13 protein-coding genes are annotated in these 15848 nt (G+C 73.3%); 5 read left to right on the top strand and 8 right to left on the bottom strand.

What is annotated here, in order from left to right; all coding sequences use genetic code 11:
- Positions 1 to 196 precede the first annotated feature (196 nt).
- Positions 197 to 2221, bottom strand: coding sequence for a SpoIIE family protein phosphatase (locus tag QC282_RS15775; protein ID WP_279550020.1), 2025 nt, complete (start codon positions 2219 to 2221; stop codon positions 197 to 199).
- Positions 2222 to 2933: 712 nt separating this feature from the next.
- Here QC282_RS15775 and QC282_RS15770 point away from each other — a divergent pair.
- The 4 genes from QC282_RS15770 (at position 2934) to QC282_RS15755 (ending at position 7252) form a co-directional block, all read left to right on the top strand.
- Positions 2934 to 3809, top strand: a complete 876-nt coding sequence (locus QC282_RS15770) for a hypothetical protein (RefSeq protein ID WP_279550019.1) — start codon at positions 2934 to 2936, stop codon at positions 3807 to 3809.
- A 115-nt stretch (positions 3810 to 3924) separates the two neighbouring features.
- Entirely contained in the window at positions 3925 to 4296 is a 372-nt protein-coding gene (locus tag QC282_RS15765; RefSeq protein ID WP_279550018.1) for a hypothetical protein, read from the top strand.
- A 182-nt stretch (positions 4297 to 4478) separates the two neighbouring features.
- On the top strand, positions 4479 to 6494 hold the full coding sequence (locus QC282_RS15760; protein ID WP_279550017.1) for an NADPH-dependent 2,4-dienoyl-CoA reductase: 2016 nt from the start codon (positions 4479 to 4481) through the stop codon (positions 6492 to 6494).
- A gap of 206 nt (positions 6495 to 6700) precedes the next feature.
- A complete protein-coding gene (locus tag QC282_RS15755) occupies positions 6701 to 7252 on the top strand; it encodes a PadR family transcriptional regulator (protein WP_279550015.1) in 552 nt (183 codons plus the stop codon).
- 91 nt (positions 7253 to 7343) lie between these two features.
- On the opposite strand, the gene QC282_RS15750 is transcribed toward QC282_RS15755, so the two are convergent.
- Positions 7344 to 7898: a hypothetical protein gene (locus tag QC282_RS15750; RefSeq protein ID WP_279550014.1), complete on the bottom strand. Its 555-nt coding sequence runs from the start codon at positions 7896 to 7898 to the stop codon at positions 7344 to 7346.
- A 166-nt stretch (positions 7899 to 8064) separates the two neighbouring features.
- Positions 8065 to 9054 (bottom strand): fibronectin type III domain-containing protein, encoded by a 990-nt coding sequence (locus QC282_RS15745; protein WP_279550013.1) that lies wholly within the window; start codon positions 9052 to 9054, stop codon positions 8065 to 8067.
- Positions 9055 to 9422: 368 nt separating this feature from the next.
- Between QC282_RS15745 and QC282_RS15740 the strand changes: the two genes are divergently transcribed.
- Positions 9423 to 10118, top strand: coding sequence for a glycoside hydrolase family 75 protein (locus tag QC282_RS15740; protein ID WP_279550012.1), 696 nt, complete (start codon positions 9423 to 9425; stop codon positions 10116 to 10118).
- A gap of 268 nt (positions 10119 to 10386) precedes the next feature.
- On the opposite strand, the gene QC282_RS15735 is transcribed toward QC282_RS15740, so the two are convergent.
- The 5 genes from QC282_RS15735 to QC282_RS15715 all read right to left on the bottom strand — a co-directional run bounded on the left by QC282_RS15735 (position 10387) and on the right by QC282_RS15715 (position 15629).
- On the bottom strand, positions 10387 to 10797 hold the full coding sequence (locus QC282_RS15735; RefSeq protein ID WP_279550011.1) for a PTS fructose transporter subunit IIA: 411 nt from the start codon (positions 10795 to 10797) through the stop codon (positions 10387 to 10389).
- Positions 10794 to 11399: a dihydroxyacetone kinase subunit DhaL gene (gene dhaL / locus QC282_RS15730; protein WP_279550010.1), complete on the bottom strand. Its 606-nt coding sequence runs from the start codon at positions 11397 to 11399 to the stop codon at positions 10794 to 10796. The genes QC282_RS15735 and dhaL overlap by 4 nt, the downstream gene beginning before the upstream one ends.
- A gap of 49 nt (positions 11400 to 11448) precedes the next feature.
- Positions 11449 to 12441, bottom strand: coding sequence for a dihydroxyacetone kinase subunit DhaK (gene dhaK / locus QC282_RS15725; protein WP_279550009.1), 993 nt, complete (start codon positions 12439 to 12441; stop codon positions 11449 to 11451).
- A 1030-nt stretch (positions 12442 to 13471) separates the two neighbouring features.
- Positions 13472 to 14827, bottom strand: a complete 1356-nt coding sequence (locus tag QC282_RS15720) for a PP2C family protein-serine/threonine phosphatase (protein WP_279550008.1) — start codon at positions 14825 to 14827, stop codon at positions 13472 to 13474.
- Positions 14811 to 15629 (bottom strand): alpha/beta hydrolase, encoded by an 819-nt coding sequence (locus QC282_RS15715; protein ID WP_279550007.1) that lies wholly within the window; start codon positions 15627 to 15629, stop codon positions 14811 to 14813. Before QC282_RS15715 ends, QC282_RS15720 begins: the two co-directional genes overlap by 17 nt.
- Positions 15630 to 15848: the final 219 nt, after the last annotated feature.

Below are 15848 nucleotides of genomic sequence, written 5' to 3'. Positions count from 1 at the left end.
CTGCGCTGCCACGGCACGGCCAGGGCCTGTCGTCCCGTTCCCGCCTGCCTCGCGACGCCCTGCACGCACTCTCGCCGCACCGGGCGCGGACCCCTCGTACGTTCCAGTACGAGGGGCTACACCCGGCACGCCGAGAGCACGCGCCTGACGCCGCGGGGCCGCCCTTCGGGCGACGACGGGAATGCGACGACAGGCCCTAGGGCAACTCCCGCGCGCAGGCGATGAGCAGCGCCACGTCGTCGGAGTTGTCGGGCTCCCGCAGCGTCCGCAGGAGGAGGTCGCACACCTCCTCCAGCGGGCGGTCCGGGCCGTCGAGCAGCGCCAGCAGCCGATCGAGCCGCTCGTCGAGCGGGTCACGCCGGGTCTCGACCAGCCCGTCGGTGTAGAAGACCAGCCGGTCGCCCGGTTCCAGGCCGACGGTGGTGGTCGAGAAGGCGACGCCGCCCACGCCCAGCGGCGCCCCGGTGGGCAGGTCCAGCAGCTCGGGCGGTCGTCCGGCGCGGACCCGGATCGGCGGCAGATGCCCGGCGTTGGTGATGCGGCACTGCCGCAGGTGCGGGTCGTGGACGGCGTACACGCAGGTCGCGAAGGCCTGGTCCAGGCCGGAGACGATCCTGTCGAGGTGGTCGAGGAGCCGCTCCGGCTCCAGCGACAGGGAGGCGAGGGTGTTGGTGGCGGTGCGCAGCCGGCCCATGGTGGCGGCGGCGGTGATGCCGCTGCCCATCACGTCGCCCACCACGAGGGCGGTTCTCTCCCCGTCCAGGGGGATCACGTCGAACCAGTCGCCGCCGACCTCGCTGGTGGCGCCGGCCGGCTGGTAGCGGGAGGCGACCTCCAGCCCGCCCGTCACCGGAGGGTGGCTCGGCAGCAGGCTGCGCTGGAGCGTCAGGGCCGTCTCGCGGGCGTTCTGGTACCAGCGCGCGTTGTCGATCTGCACCGCCGCGCGGGCCGCCAGCTCCCGGGCCAGCAGCAGGTCGTCGGGGCTGAACGGCAGCGGGTTGCGGGTGCGCTTGAGGTCGAGGGCGCCCAGTACCTCGCCGCGCGCGATCAGCGGCACGGCGAGATACGAGTGCACGCCCGCGCGGGCGAGCAGCGCGGCGGCCTGCGGCGAGCGGGCGATGCGGGGCAGGTCCTCGTCGCCGACCTCCGGCACCACCACCGGGTCGCCCGTGCGCACGCACTCGGTCACGAGGCGGTCGGGCTGGTAGCGGGCGACCTTGCCGGGCGGGTCGGCCGCCGCGAGCGCGTCCGGCGAGTCGTCCGCCCGGACGGCCAGGGCGCGGATCGTCGCCGGCTCGGCGGGCCCCAGACGGCAGCTGCGGCCCTCGACCACCGACTCCAGCAGGTCGACGGCGGCGACGTCGGCGAGTTCCGGCACCGCCACCTCGGCCAGCTCGCACGCCGTGCGCTCCAGGTCCAGCGTCGTGCCGATCCGCGCGGAGGCGTCCGCGATCAGCGCCAGGCGCCGCCGCGCCGCCTCGGCCTCCACGCCCGCCCGGTACTGCTCGGTGACGTCCACGACCGAGCAGGCGACGCCCAGGACGTTCCCGACGGTGTCCTCCAGGCGGTACAGCGACGCCGCCCAGGCGTGCTCCTCGTCGGGATGGGCGGGGCTCCGGCCGATCCACTGCCGGTCGATGAGAGGCCGCCCGGTCTCCAGTACCTGGCGCAGCGCCGCCTCCACGGGCGCGGCGTCCAGCGCCGGCAGGACGTCGCTCACCCGCCGTCCGATGTGCTCGGCGGCGGGCACGCCGTTGAGCCGCTCCAGCGCCGGGTTGACCGAGACGTACCGCAGCTCGGGGTCGAGCACGGCGAGACCGATCGGCGACTGCGCCACCATCCGCGTCGACAGCGCCACGTCCTGCTCCAGTCTGAGCACCGTCGACTGGTCGGCCGCGAGGCCGAGGGCGTACACGTCGCCGCGGTCGTCCAGGAGCCGCATGTTGCGGAACTCCACGAGGCGGGTCGTGCCGTCCCGGCGCCGGACCGGGAAGGCGCCGGCCCAGCCCTCGCCGGTCGCCATGACGTCGGCGAACAGCTTGACGACCAGATCGAAATGCCGCTCGTGCACCATGATCCGCGCGGCGTACTGCCCGAGCGCCTCCGGCGCCGGATAGCCGAACAGTTCCTCGGCCTGCGGACTCCACAGCACGATCCGTCCCTCGGCGTCCAGCACGATCGACGCGACGCCGAGCACGTCGAGCAGCCCACTCGGCCGCACGGCCCCGCGGGGCGGCTCGACGCCGGGAGCGCGCCCGGCGGCACCGGGGCTCGGCCCTTCGGGGCCATGTCCGGGTCCGGGGCCGACCGTGCTGTGCCGTCCCGGATCGGCCGCGCCATGGTCCTGGCCGGACGTGCCAGGGCCCTGACCGGACGTGCCAGGGCCCTGACCGGGCCCAGCGCCGCCCGGCACAGAGCCGCCGGGCCCGGGCGGAGGCCCTCCGGGCTCGGGGGGAGACGCACTGGGCGGCGCGGCGGAGCCGTGGGGTGCCGACGAGGCCCCACCGGGCGGGGAGGCAGGTCCGCCGGGTTCCGGGGAAGGCCCACCGCCCGGCACGGCGGAGCCGCCGGGCTCCGGGCCAAGGCCGCCCCGGCCGGGGCGTGTTCCTCCGCCGCCCTGCCCGAACCCGTGGCCGTCACCCGGGGGAGACCCGGCGCTTCCCGGGGGAGACCCGGCTGCACTCATCGCACGCCCCGCCTTCGCCGATCCTCGCGGCACGCCTCCCGGGTGCCGATCCCCTTGTTCCACCGCGAGCCGCGCGGTTCCTCCGCCCGATCCGCGGTCTGTCTCCACCATCCCCCAACGGCGCGGTGAGCGCTGCGCAAAATCCTCCCGACCGCGCGACGCATGGCCCTCATTGGTCTGTACATGACTGGCAGCCGCGGGCCAGACTGTCGCCACACGCTTCCCACCCCCCACAAGGAGCTGCCCCATGCGCCTGCGCGCCCGGCAACGTTGTCACGCCGTCCTGGCCGGACTCCTCACGCTCGCCACCGCCGCCGTCCTCGCCGCCGCCCAGCCGGCCTCCGCCGCCGACGTCTGGAACGAGGTGGGCTCCGACCGCGCCGATCCGCTGACCGAGAGCCAGGGTCTGACGTCGGTGGAGGTCCCGGCGAACAGCCCCAACCGCTACACCGGCATCGGCACCATCCCCGTGGGTGTGTCCGGCCGCGGCTGGAACCACGTCGGCGACCCCGACGCCTCCTACGACGGCCACTACATCGAGCCGTACCAGCGGGACTCGGGCGGCGCGAAGATGTTCCGCGTGCAGGCGCCGGACGGCGGCTGGGCGGAGTACGTCCACGCCCTCGGCCCCGGGGAGGCCATGAACAACTCCTGGGTCGCGATCTCACCGGACGGCCAGTACATGCTGTCGGGGGAGTGGGGCACCATGAACCGCCTCCTGGTCTTCCCGACCCCGGGTGTCAACCGCACCACCTCGCCCTCGGCGAACCTCCCGCAGGCCGCCACCGTCCACCTCGACCACGCCGTACGCGACGTACAGGGCTGCGACTTCGTCACCGCCACCCGGCTGCTGTGCTCCTCCGACGACCCGGAGGGCGCGCTGTTCGGCATGACCAAGCCGCTGCTCCAGATCGACCTCTCCGCCGCGCCGAACGGCACCTCGGACGTGTCCGGCCACGTCACGGCGCTGCGTCAGCTGCCCCTGCGCAGCTCGTGCTCCGGCTCCTTCGAGACGGAGGGCATCGACTACGACCGCCGCACCGGCACCCTGCGGGTGATCGTCGTGTCGCCGGGCTTCTGTGTCATCACCGACAGCAAGACCTACCGCTTCACCCGCGGCTGACGGGTGGCGCCGCCGCGCCGGTAGTGGCCGGGCGCGGGTGGTGCTTATCTGGGGGTGGGGCCGGCGTCCCGGGGCACCCGGCACCGCACCCCCGGCCAGGAGAGGAGCGATCCCGATGGACAGCGAGCGACCGCACCCGGAACACGTCTCGGTGGAGATCAGCGGCTGCAGCAAGGACGACGCTCGGGTCGTGTTCGACACGCTGTGCGCGTGCTTCGCGTCCGACCGGTGCGCCGACGACGTACCCGAGGAACTCTCGGACACCCGCCCGGCCGTGTGGCTCGGCACGTTCGACGTGGCCGACGCGCGCGAGGGCGCCCGGCCCGCCGCCCGGCTGTCGTCCCCCGTCGTCGCCGACGCGCACGGCGGCTACTGGGCCATCGACCGGTTCCGCACCACCCTCGACTCCCTGTTCACCGTGCACCACCTCAGCACGGTGCCGGGCGACCAGGAGGAGGAGCTGCACGTGCGGCTGGAGAGCCGCTGAGCGCGTACCGCCGGTAGCCCGTCGAGCGCGCGCCGCCGGTGAAAGGGCCCGCCCCGGTCCGTCGCGGCCGGGGCGGGCCCGCACCGTGTCGGGAGTCACCCGCGACCCATTGTGCAACTAGTTGCATAAGGTGTCCGCCCTGCCTTAGAACTGGGGGCACGACACCGCGCACGGAGGGTCCGATGAGCCGTTTCCCGCATCTGCTGAGCCCGCTCGACCTGGGTTTCACCACACTGCCCAACCGGGTCCTCATGGGCTCCATGCACGTAGGCCTGGAGGAGGCCGAGCGGGGCTTCGAGCGCATGGCCGCGTTCTACGCCGCCCGCGCCCGCGGCGGAGTGGGCCTGATCGTCACCGGCGGCATCGCGCCCAACGACGAGGGCAGGCCGTACCCGGGCGGCGCCCGGCTCACCACCGGGGAAGAGGCCGACCAGCACCGGGTCGTCACGGAGGCCGTGCACCGCGAGGGCGGCCGGATCGCCCTGCAGATCCTGCACTTCGGCCGCTACGCCTACCACCAGGACCTGGTCGCGCCGAGCCCGCTCCAGGCGCCGATCAGCCCGCACGTGCCGCGCGAGCTCACCGACGCCGACGTCGAGCGGACCATCGAGGACTACGCCCGCGCCGCCCGCCTCGCCAAGGACGCCGGCTACGACGGCGTGGAGATCATGGGCTCCGAGGGCTACCTGATCAACGAGTTCATCGCCACGCAGACCAACCGGCGCACCGACCGCTGGGGCGGCTCGTACGAGAACCGGATGCGCTTCCCGGTCGAGATCGTGCGGCGGGTGCGCGAGGCGGTCGGCGACGACTTCATCCTCATCTACCGGCTGTCCATGCTGGACCTGGTGCCCGGCGGCTCCACGCTGGACGAGGTGGTCACGCTCGCCAAGGCCGTCGAGGCCGCCGGGGCGACCATCATCAACACCGGCATCGGCTGGCACGAGGCCCGCATCCCCACCATCGCCACGTCCGTGCCGCGCGGCGCGTACACCTGGGTCACCAAGCGGCTCATGGGCGAGGTGTCCGTCCCGCTCGTCACCACCAACCGCATCAACACCCCCGAACTCGCCGAGCAGTTGCTCGCCGAGGGCGCGGCCGACATGGTGTCGATGGCCCGCCCGATGCTCGCCGACCCCGACTTCGTCGCCAAGGCCGCCGCCGGCCGCTCCGAGGCCATCAACACCTGCATCGGCTGCAACCAGGCCTGCCTCGACCACACCTTCAGCGGGCAGATCACCTCCTGCCTGGTCAACCCGCGCGCCTGCCACGAGACCGAGCTGGTGCTGTCCCCGACCCGGCGGCGCAAGACCGTCGCCGTCGTCGGCGCCGGCCCGGCCGGCCTCGCCTGCGCGGTCTCCGCGGCCGAACGCGGCCACGACGTCACGCTGTTCGACGCCGCCGGCGAGATCGGCGGCCAGCTCAACGTCGCCCGCAAGGTCCCCGGCAAGCAGGAGTTCGACGAGACGCTGCGCTACTTCCGCACCCGGCTCGACGAGGAGGGCGTGCGGGTCCGCCTGAACACCCGGGTGCGGGCCGACGACCTCACCGGCTACGACGAGGTCGTCGTCGCCACCGGCGTCACCCCGCGCACCCCGGACATCCCCGGCGTCGACCACCCGAGCGTCGTCGGCTACCTCGACGTGCTCCGCGACGGCGCCCCCGTCGGCGACCGCGTCGCGATCCTCGGCGCGGGCGGCATCGGCTTCGACGTCGCCGAGTTCCTCACCGACGGCGGCGACAAGGCCCACGAGGACCCGGAGACGTACTTCCGGCTCTGGGGCGTCGACACGGACTACCGTGCGCCCGGCGGACTCGCCGCGCCCGAACGCCCCGCCCCGCCGCGCACCGTGCACCTGCTCCAGCGCAAGCCCACCAAGGTCGGCGCCGGCCTCGGCAAGACGACGGGCTGGATCCACCGCACCGAGCTCAAGCACCGCGGCGTCACCATGGTCCCGGGCGTCCGCTACGACCGCATCGACGACGCCGGACTGCACGTCACCGTCGGCGAGGAGAGCACGGTCCTGGAGGTCGACACCGTCGTGCTGTGCACCGGGCAGGAGCCGCGCCGCGACCTGTACGAGGAACTGGTCGCCGCCGGGCGCCGCGCGCACCTCGTGGGCGGCGCCGACGTGGCCGCCGAACTGGACGCCACGCGCGCGATCAAGCAGGGCACCGAGGTGGCCGCGGCACTGTAGGAGCGGGCCGGGCGGTCCCCCCGGGCCGGGTCCGCGACGGGGCGCCAGCCGCGAGCCGCCCGGCACGCCCTCGCCGTACCGCCCGAAAGCCGAGTGCGCCCAGTACGAGGGCTTCCGGGCGGTACGGCGAGAGGGTGTGCACCGACGCCGTGCGCCCACCCTCCGGGCGCTGACGCCCCTTCGCGGACACGGCCTAGGATGAGGCCATGTCACTCCCGCACGCGATCCTCACCGCCCTGCTGGAGAAGCCGTCGTCGGGGCTGGAGCTGACCCGCCGGTTCGACAAGTCGATCGGCTTCTTCTGGTCGGCGACGCACCAGCAGATCTATCGCGAGCTGGGAAAGCTGGAGGCCGAGGGCCACATCCGCGCCCTGCCGTCCGACCAGCCGGCCCGTGGGCAGAAGAAGAACTACGAGGTACTGCCGGCGGGCCGCGCCGAACTGGCCCGCTGGACCGCCACCGCGCAGGACCCGAAGCCGATGCGTGACCCGCTGCCGGTGCGGCTGCGGGCCGCGGCCGTGGTCGGCACCGCCGGCATCGAGGAGGACCTGCGGCGCCATCTGGAGCTGCACGAACGGCAGTTGGCGCGGTACCGGGAGATCGAGGAGCGGGACTTCCGTCCCGGGCAGGACGGCCCGGAGGACAGGCTCAGGCATCTGGTGCTGCGCGCGGGCATCGACCTGGAGACGTTCTGGACGCGGTGGCTGCGGCAGGCGCTCGCGGAGTTCCCGGAGGTGCCGGGCCAGGACCCGGCATGACGGCGACCGCCCGTCCGGAGCACCGCGGCGGGGGGGTCGCCGCCATGCCGGACGCACTGCTCACATCGGTACGGCTCACCCGCCGGAAACGTCAGAAGCGGTACGGCTTCTGACGGCGCCGCAGGTACCAGGCCGTGGCGAGCACGCCGGACCCGACCAGGATCCCGCCGCCCACGAGGGTGACGGTGCCGTAGTCGCGGGCCGCGCCGCCGATGCCGCCCATGACGCCGCGCGACGGCGACGGCGACGCCGTGGGTGAGGCCGTGGCCGACATCGTCGGCGTGACGGGAGGCGAGACGACGACGGACTGGGTGCCCGCCGTGCTGTTGTTGGAGCACATGACGATCACGGTGTAGGTGCCCGGACTGACATTCGCCCAGGCGGCGGACTGGCCCGAGTTCGTGCCCGACAGCGTCGCCTGACGCCCCTGGGCGAAACTCGTCTGGCCGCTGCTGAGCAGCGCGGCCGTGCCCCAGCTGCCGTTGAGCTGGGCGCAGGCACTGGTGCTGACCGAGACCGTGGACCCGGTGGTGCTGACCGAGATACCGGGGCCCGCGTGCGCGGAACCGGCCGCCAGGGCGATCGGCAGCGCGGCGACGGCCGCCACGGTCAGGCCGGTGCGAAGGTGTGGCGATGAGTTGCGCATGTGGACTGCCCTCCGGCGGCACGGTGGCGGTACATCCCTTGCGCCGCCGAGGTCGGGGAACGCCCGTGCTGCCTCGGGGTCAGCCAACGTGCCGCCGGTCGGGACCGCACTCCGACCGCACCCGTGCAGGTGACGCGTTCCTTCGCCCGGCGCATCCCGACGGGCGTCAGCGTGCGCCGGTCGTCACCGTCCGCTCCGCCGAGAACCCGCCCCACGTGCCGTCCGGCAACTTGGCCCGGACGCGCACCCGGTGGGTGACGCCCGAGTCCGGTCCGGCGTAGAAGCTGTACGTGGCCCGCCCGCGCGGCACGGTCCCGCCGTAGACGAGCGAGGTGGCCGGCCGGCCGTCGAGGTGGATCTGGTACTCGGTGATCACGCCGTCCGTGCGCGGCGGCACCCAGCTGAGGTCGATGTGGAACGCCCCGTCCGCCCGGCGGGTCGTGGCCCGGAAGTCACCGGGGGCGGTCGCGCGTCCGTCGTCCGAGCCCGGCGTGGTGAGCCGGACGGCGGTTCCGGCGGGGGAGAGGTTGTCGGCCGCGTCCCGGGCCCGGACGGTGAACGCGTACCGCGTGCCCGGCCTGAGCCCTGTCACCACGGCCGCCGTCTGGTTCCCGCCCACACTGTGGACCTTCGTGCCGCCCTGATAGATGTCGTACGACACCACGCCCCGGTCGTCCGTCGACGCCGACCAGGACAGCTGCACCACCCGGCTCCCGGCCGCCCGGCCCCGCATCGAACCCGGCCGGGTCGGCGCCGAGCGGTCCGCGGCGCCCACCGCGGGGGTCGTCGCCCGGACCTCGCGGCTGGGCGGCCCGAGCCGCCCGTCGTCACCCCGGGCCCGCACCGAGAAGGCGTACGCGGTGGACGGACGCAACCGGGTGACGTCCACCATGTGCCGGGAGGCGGGCACGTCCACGACCTTCCTGGCGCCGCGGTACACCTCGTAGTGGCTGATGTCGTCCCCCGGCAGGGCGTTCCACATGACGTGCACGCTGGTCGCGCTCCCCGCCTCGGCGGTGACACCGGTGGGCGCGCCGGGCAGCCGGCCGCCCTCGCCGTCGTCGGCGCCGGTCCAGCCGCAGGACGCGACCAGCACGAGCGCGGCGCAGCACGCGACACGGCGGCACAGGGCGACGGGTGAGGGAACGCCTCGCACGACTCAGCCTCCCGGAAAGGGTCGGACGGTCACGGCAATGGTCCGGACCAATATGGCGTCGTCGCGCGCCCACATCAAGAGGGCGGTCGTTGGTGACCACTGCGGGTGGTTACGTATGCTGAAGCCCCGTACGGCTGAACTCGCCCGGTGTGCCGGGCAGTTCGTGCCGTGGGCGCGGACCGCTGTCGTCGCTGTCGCCGCGCCGACGCGGGTGGCCGGGCGGCCGGGGCCGACACCGGCCCGGGCCCCCGGCCCCCGCCGGGACCGGCCGGGATGCACCGTACGGCCCCTCAACGGTGGCCGGGTCGCGGGACCGGGGCCAGATTGGGCCGAGTGTCCCTCAGTGTCTCCCGGAGAGGCCCTACATCGTGCGTGTCCAGTACCTGATGCTGGCCGCGGCAGGCGCCGCCCTGCTCGCCCCCACGACGCCGCCCGTCCCGTCCCCGCAGCCCCGTGAGGAACCCGTCCTGCCCCGCGCGAGTGCCGTCCGCGCCGCCGACCTGCTGGCCAGGGCCCGGGACTGCGCACCCGTCTCCCGCGGCCGGTACCGCAGCGACTTCGGCAGACCCGCCGACATCCCGGTGTGCGGCACCCGCGGCGCCGTCTACTGGAAGGCCGACCTCGACATCGACTGCGACGGCCGCCCGGGACCCCGCTGCAACGCGCGCACCGACCCGCTGTTCTCCGGCGCCACGGCCTACGCGCAGTCCGACGGCCGCCCGCCGAGCGCGGAACGCCTCCCGTACGTCGTCGTGCCCGGCCCCAGCCGCATGTGGGACCACCGCGAACACGGCGTGCGCGGCGGAGCCGTCGTGGCCGTCGTCCACCGCGACCGCGTGCGGTACGGGGTCGTCGCCGATGTCGGCCCGCGGGGCATCATCGGCGAGGCGTCCCACGCCATGGCCCGCGACCTCGGCATCCGACCCGACCCGCACGGCGGCGGTACGGACGCCGAGGTCACGTACATCGCCTTCAAGGACAGCACGGTGGCACCGATCGAGGACCACGCGGCGGCCGTGCTGACGGGCGAACGACTGGCACGGCAGTTCGTCCGGGGCAACTGAACGTCCTACTGAGGCTGTTGACGACGCGTCGGACGGCCGCCCGGCCGTCGTCCACCGGCCGGAATCGCGTCGTGGAGCCCGCCGCTCGCCGCCTCCGGAGTGACCCGCCGGACCAGTGGGCCGGCGGGCCGGCGGGCCGAGGCGCCACCGTCCGCCGGAACAGCGGATCACCGGACCGGTGGGCCGGAGTGCCCCGGTCCGCCGGACCGGCGCAGTGCGGTGTCACCGCCCACCGGGTCGCGGGGACGAGGCGCCCCGGTTTCCGCCTCTACACCTTGCGGTACGTGTACGCCTCCGCAGCCGCCGCCTCGACCGCCGTGAGGTCGGCCCCGGTGGACGCCGTCACGACCGCCGCAACCGCGCCCTCCACGAACGGGGCGTCGACGAGGCGGGTGCCCTCCGGGAGTTCGTCGCCCTCGGCGAGGAGCGCCTTCACGGTGAGCACCGCGCTGCCCAGGTCGGTCAGCACGGCGACCCCGGCGCCCCGGTCCACGGAGGCTGCCGCGGCGGCGATCAGCTCGGCGCTGGTGCCCAGCCCGCCGTCCTCCGTGCCGCCCGCCGGCGCGACGGGCACCGAGATGCCGCCGCCGGCCAGTCCCTTCGCCAACTCGGCCACCGAGGCGGCCACCTGCGCGCTGTGCGACACCAGCACGATCCCGACCAGCTTCTCGTCACTCACCGCGCGCCTCCCGCCGCCTCGGACAGACCGGCGACGAGCAGCGCCGCCGAGGTGGCACCCGGGTCCTGGTGCCCGATGCTGCGCTCCCCGAGGTAACTGGCCCTGCCCTTGCGGGCCTGCAACGGTGTCGTCGCCGCCGCGCCCTGCTCGGCGGCGGCGCGCGCGGCGGCGAAGGACTCACCGAGGGCGTCCACGGCCGGCACCAACGCGTCGATCATGGTCTTGTCGCCCGGCGCGGCACCGCCGAGCGCCATCACCGCGTCCACCCCGGTCCGCAGCGCCTGGGCCAGCTCCTCCTCGCTGACCTCGGCGGCGTCCCCGAGCGCCTTGCCGGTGCGGCGCAGCAGCGTTCCGTACAGCGGCCCTGAGGCGCCGCCGACCGTCGACACGAGCTGCCGCCCGGCCAGCATCAGCACCGCGCCGGGGGTGTCGGGGGCCTCCTTCTCCAGTACGGCCGTCACCGCCCGGAACCCGCGCTGCAGATTGCTGCCGTGGTCGGCGTCGCCGATGGGTGAGTCGAGATCGGTGAGGTGTTGCGCCTCCCGGTCGACGGACGCGGCGGTCGCCGTCATCCAACGGCGGAAGAAGTCGGCGTCGAGCACTGGATCTCCTTGCCTGGTAGGTACGTCGTGATCGCTTACCCGTTCGCCGTCACATGCCCCACCGCAGGCCCGGAGTGTTCACCGGCGCGTCCCACAGTCGCAGCGTCTCCTCGTCGATCTGGCAGAGGGTGACCGAGGCGCCCGCCATGTCGAGGGAGGTGACGTAGTTGCCGACGAGGGTGCGGGCGACGGCGACACCACGGGCGGCGAGCACCCGCTGCACCTCGGCGTTGAAGCCGTACAGCTCCAGCAGCGGTGTGGCGCCCATGCCGTTCACCAGCACGAGGACCGGGTTGCTCGGGGTGAGGTCGGCGAGGATCGCCTCGACGGCGGCGTCGGCGATCTCCCCGGAGGTCATCATCGGCCGCCGTTCCCGGCCCGGCTCGCCGTGGATGCCGATGCCCAACTCCAGCTCGCCCGGCGGCAGATCGAAGGTGGGGCTGCCCTTGGCGGGGGTGGTGCAGGCGCTGAGGGCGACACCGAAGCTCCGGGAGTTCTCGTTGACCTGCCGGGCCACCGCCTCCACCCGCTCCAGCGGCTGCCCCTCGTCGGCCGCGGCGCCCGCGATCTTCTCCACGAACAGCGTCGCACCGGTGCCGCGCCGGCCGGCCGTGTAGAGGCTGTCGGTGACCGCCACGTCGTCGTTGACGAGCACCTTCGCGACCTGGATGCCCTCGTCCTCGGCGAGTTCGGCGGCCATGTCGAAGTTCAGGACGTCACCGGTGTAGTTCTTGACGACGAACAGGACGCCGGCCCCGCTGTCCACGGCCGCCGCGGCCCGCACCATCTGGTCGGGCACGGGGGACGTGAACACCTCACCCGGGCAGGCCGCCGACAGCATGCCGGGGCCGACGAAACCGCCGTGCAGCGGCTCGTGCCCCGAACCGCCACCGGACACCAGGGCGACCTTCCCGGACACGGGCGCGTCCCGCCGCACGATCACGCGGTTATCGACATCCACGGTCAGCTCGGGATGGGCGGCCGCCATGCCGCGCAGCGCATCCGCGACCACCGTCTCGGGAACGTTGATCAGCATCTTCATGGGTACCTCCTGGTGAGATTGGCAGACAGTCCAATGACCAGTGTCTTCGCAGGTCACGGTGGGTGAGGCTGGTTGTGGATCTTGGCGGTCGGTGGCGGTCGGAAGCGTGTCGTGGCGGTCCTGGCGCTGACTGAATGCCGACTTTGGTGCTGGTCCTCAGCTGCCCGTCCGCTCCCGGTCAGGTCATGGTCGAAGTCCCTTCTGTCGGCAGTATCGACCTTGCGGCAGCGAAGGTCACGTGCCACGGGGCGAGGGTCGGCATGCGCGCCGTTTTCACGGCCGCGTGTGGGATGTGCGAGTGGGGCCCCTGTCGTCGCAGTCGGTCCACCTTCGCTCGCGCGGGCAGCGAGCGACGTCCGAGGGCGATGCGCCGATTCCATGGCTGCATGCGATCGGCGATGAAAGGGGCACGTCCGCATCCGCCACTGCATCCGACACACACATGTCCTGTCGCAACGATCCGGTCTGCGGCCGGAACTGTGATCCGGGACGACCAGATCGGCTGCGGCGTGGGAACGGTGGGAATCAGGGTTGATCCGGCCCGGCTCTGCGCCCCAACGAGACAGCCCATTCACCTTTGTCGGCTTCCGGCTGCACAGCCAGGCACGTGCCAAGGCGCGCCAGCGGCTGTGGCTTGCAACCGCGCTCGTCTCAGCAGCCGCGCTCACGGTGCTCATCATGCTTACGGCGATCATGATCAGCAGCGACGCGGGGACTGAATCCCAAACTCTTGTGCCCAGCGCTCTCGCAGTGGTGGCACAACAGCGTCAGCACGAGCAGACTCGTTGATGACATCCAACTTAGTTACCGGGATCGGCAGCACTCCTGAGTCACCGATACGAAAGCCGGCTCTGCTCGCTCGAGTTCGTGCGACTTGTCATGCGTCGGACGCAGTCGATGGGGTGCCGCGGCAGCGGCAGCGGCAGCTGCCGGGCCTTCCAAGAGGACTCCGCTCAGGGCACGCTGCAGCACGATGGCGTCGGGCGCGGAGGGAGGCGCGGTGCCCGCGTGGGCGGCCTGTGCGTACGCGTCATACGGCGCCGGTGCCGGCGGGGGCGGGTGGCGGGGGGACGCCGAGGGCGAGCAGAGCGGTGTCGTCGTCGAGGCCGTCGCCGAAGCTTTCCAGCAATCCGGCCAGTGCGGTGACCACTTCCTGGGGTGCGGCGGGGGCGCGGGCCGCGGCGAAGGCGCGCAGGGCCTCTTCGCCGTACAGGCTGTCGCGGGTGGGGCCGGTACGGGCCTCGGTGAGGCCGTCGGTGTAGAGCAGGAGCGTCTCCCCGGGAGCCAGGACGGTTTCCGCCGTGCCGACGGGTGCGGTGGGCAGCACACCGACGAGCAGCCCGCCGGGGGTGGGCAGGTAGTCGGCGCGGCCGTCGGCGCGCAGGACGAGGGCCGGAGGGTGGCCGCCGGAGGCGAGGTGGACCGTGGTGTGCTCGTCGTCCTCGCCGCGTTCCAGGATGCCCACGACGCACGTGCAGTACTCGGGGTCGCCGGTGGCGGTCCGCCTCCCCTGGAGGGCGGCGTTCAGCGTGGTCAGCGCGGCGCCGGGGTCGGGGTCGTGGTGGAGCGCGGCGCGCAGGGTGTAGCGGGTCAGTGAGGTGAGGGAGGCCGCCTGGGGTCCCTTGCCGCACACGTCGCCGAGGAAGAACGCCCACCTGCCGTCGTCCACGGGGAACAGGTCGTAGAAGTCGCCGCCGAGCTGGTCGGGGGAGGCCGTGTGGTAGTGGACGGCCGTCTCCATCCCGGGCAGGTCGGGCAGGGTCTCGGGCAGCAGGGACTGCTGCAGCACGGCGAGGACGTCGGCCAGCCGCTGCCGGTCGGCCTCGGCCTGCCTGCGGGTCTCCTCGGCCTGCCGACGGGCCTCCTCGGCCAGCGCGTGTGCCCGTTCGGCCTCGGCTCGGGCCTGCTCGGCGTCCTGGCGGCGGCGCAGGAGCTCCTCTTCGTAGGCGCGGCGGTCGGAGGCGTCGAAGACCGTGGTGCGGATCAGCAGCGGCTCCCCTCCGCTGCTGTGCTTGATCCGCGAGGAGACCAGCACCGTCAGCCGGCCTCCGTCGGCGGCCTTCATCTCCAGGGCGATGCCGCGCAGTTCGCCCTGCATCCGCAGCAGCGGCGCGAAGTGCGTCTCGTGGTACAGCTTCCCGCCGCCGGTGAGCAGGTCGGCGAACCGTCTGCGCCCGACCACCGCCTCGCGCTCCAGACCGAGCCACTGCAGCAGCGTCGTGTTGATCTTGGCGATGGTGCCGTCCATCATCGTGGAGAGGTAGCCGCAGGGAGCCGAGTCGTACAGCTCCTCGGCGCTGTCCTCCAGCAGCGCGGTGAACGCCGCGTCCGTACCGGCGTCGCCACCCGTGCCGGACGGCCCCGGCCCTCTACCCACGCGGCTCACCACGCACGTCCCGCAGGAAGTCGAGAATCGCTTCCGCGGTGGCCTCGGGCGCGCTCAGCTGCGGGCAGTGCCCCGTGGCGTCCAGCGTGACCAGACGGGAGGATGCGATCGCCGCGTGCACGTACGCGCCGACCTCGCGAGGGGCGATGGCGTCCTCGGTGCACTCCAGCACCAGCGTCGGCACGTGCACGCTCTGCAGGTCGTCGCGGCTGTCGGACAGGAACGTGGTACGGGCGAAGACACGGGCGATGTCCGGATCGGTGGCACAGAAACTGTTGGTCAGCTCCTGTCCCAGCTCCGGCCGGTCCGGATTGCCCATGATCACCGGAGCCATGGCGGAGGACCAGCCCAGGTAGTTGGACTCCAGCGACGCCAGCAGGTCCTCGATGTCCTCCGTGCTGAAGCCGCCGCGGTAGCCGTCGCCGTCGATGTAGCAGGGCGACGGGGTCACCATCACCAGCGCCCCGATCCGCTGCGGCGCCGCCCGCGCCGCCAGGACCCCCACCATGGCACTGACCGAGTGGCCCACGAACACCGCTCGCTCAAGGTCCAGCTCGTCGCAGACCTCGACCACGTCCTGGGCGTAGCCGTGGAGGGAGGAGTACCGCTCCTGGCTCCAGGTCGACAGATCGGAGCCGCCGGAGCCGACGTAGTCGAACAGCACCACCCGGTACTGCTTCGCCAGGGCCGGGACGATCAGGCGCCACATGTTCTGGTCACAGCCGAACCCGTGCGCCAGCACCACCACCGGCCCGTCGTCAGGACCGGTCACCGTCACGTTGTTCCTGCGGTGGATGTCCATGCCAGCCATCTTTACATCCGGTCGAGGCACCCGGAAGGCGCTTCAAGATCACATCACGCCGTGCGGGTGTCCGGCTCCGTCGGTGCCGTTGTCCGTTCCATCCGCTCCGACGTCCGCTCCGTCCGCTCCATCTGCTCCAGCCGCATCCGACACGGACTGCACGCCGCCGGCCGGCCACCCGGGCAGCGTGGTGCTCCGGGTGGCGGGACGGACGGCGGC

Origin of the sequence: Streptomyces sp. DH24 (assembly GCF_029813775.1) — a bacterium.
Lineage (GTDB): Bacteria > Actinomycetota > Actinomycetes > Streptomycetales > Streptomycetaceae > Streptomyces.
This window is presented reverse-complemented; position numbering and strand designations above follow the sequence as displayed.

Excerpts from the sequence above, each read along its gene's own strand:
- QC282_RS15750 (WP_279550014.1), bottom strand. The coding sequence starts at position 7,898 with ATGCGCAACTCATCGCCACACCTTCGCACCGGCCTGACCGTGGCGGCC.
- QC282_RS15755 (WP_279550015.1), top strand. The coding sequence starts at position 6,701 with ATGTCACTCCCGCACGCGATCCTCACCGCCCTGCTGGAGAAGCCGTCG.
- QC282_RS15715 (WP_279550007.1), bottom strand. The coding sequence starts at position 15,629 with ATGGACATCCACCGCAGGAACAACGTGACGGTGACCGGTCCTGACGAC.
- QC282_RS15770 (WP_279550019.1), top strand. The coding sequence starts at position 2,934 with ATGCGCCTGCGCGCCCGGCAACGTTGTCACGCCGTCCTGGCCGGACTC.
- QC282_RS15765 (WP_279550018.1), top strand. The coding sequence starts at position 3,925 with ATGGACAGCGAGCGACCGCACCCGGAACACGTCTCGGTGGAGATCAGC.
- QC282_RS15760 (WP_279550017.1), top strand. The coding sequence starts at position 4,479 with ATGAGCCGTTTCCCGCATCTGCTGAGCCCGCTCGACCTGGGTTTCACC.
- dhaK (WP_279550009.1), bottom strand. The coding sequence starts at position 12,441 with ATGAAGATGCTGATCAACGTTCCCGAGACGGTGGTCGCGGATGCGCTG.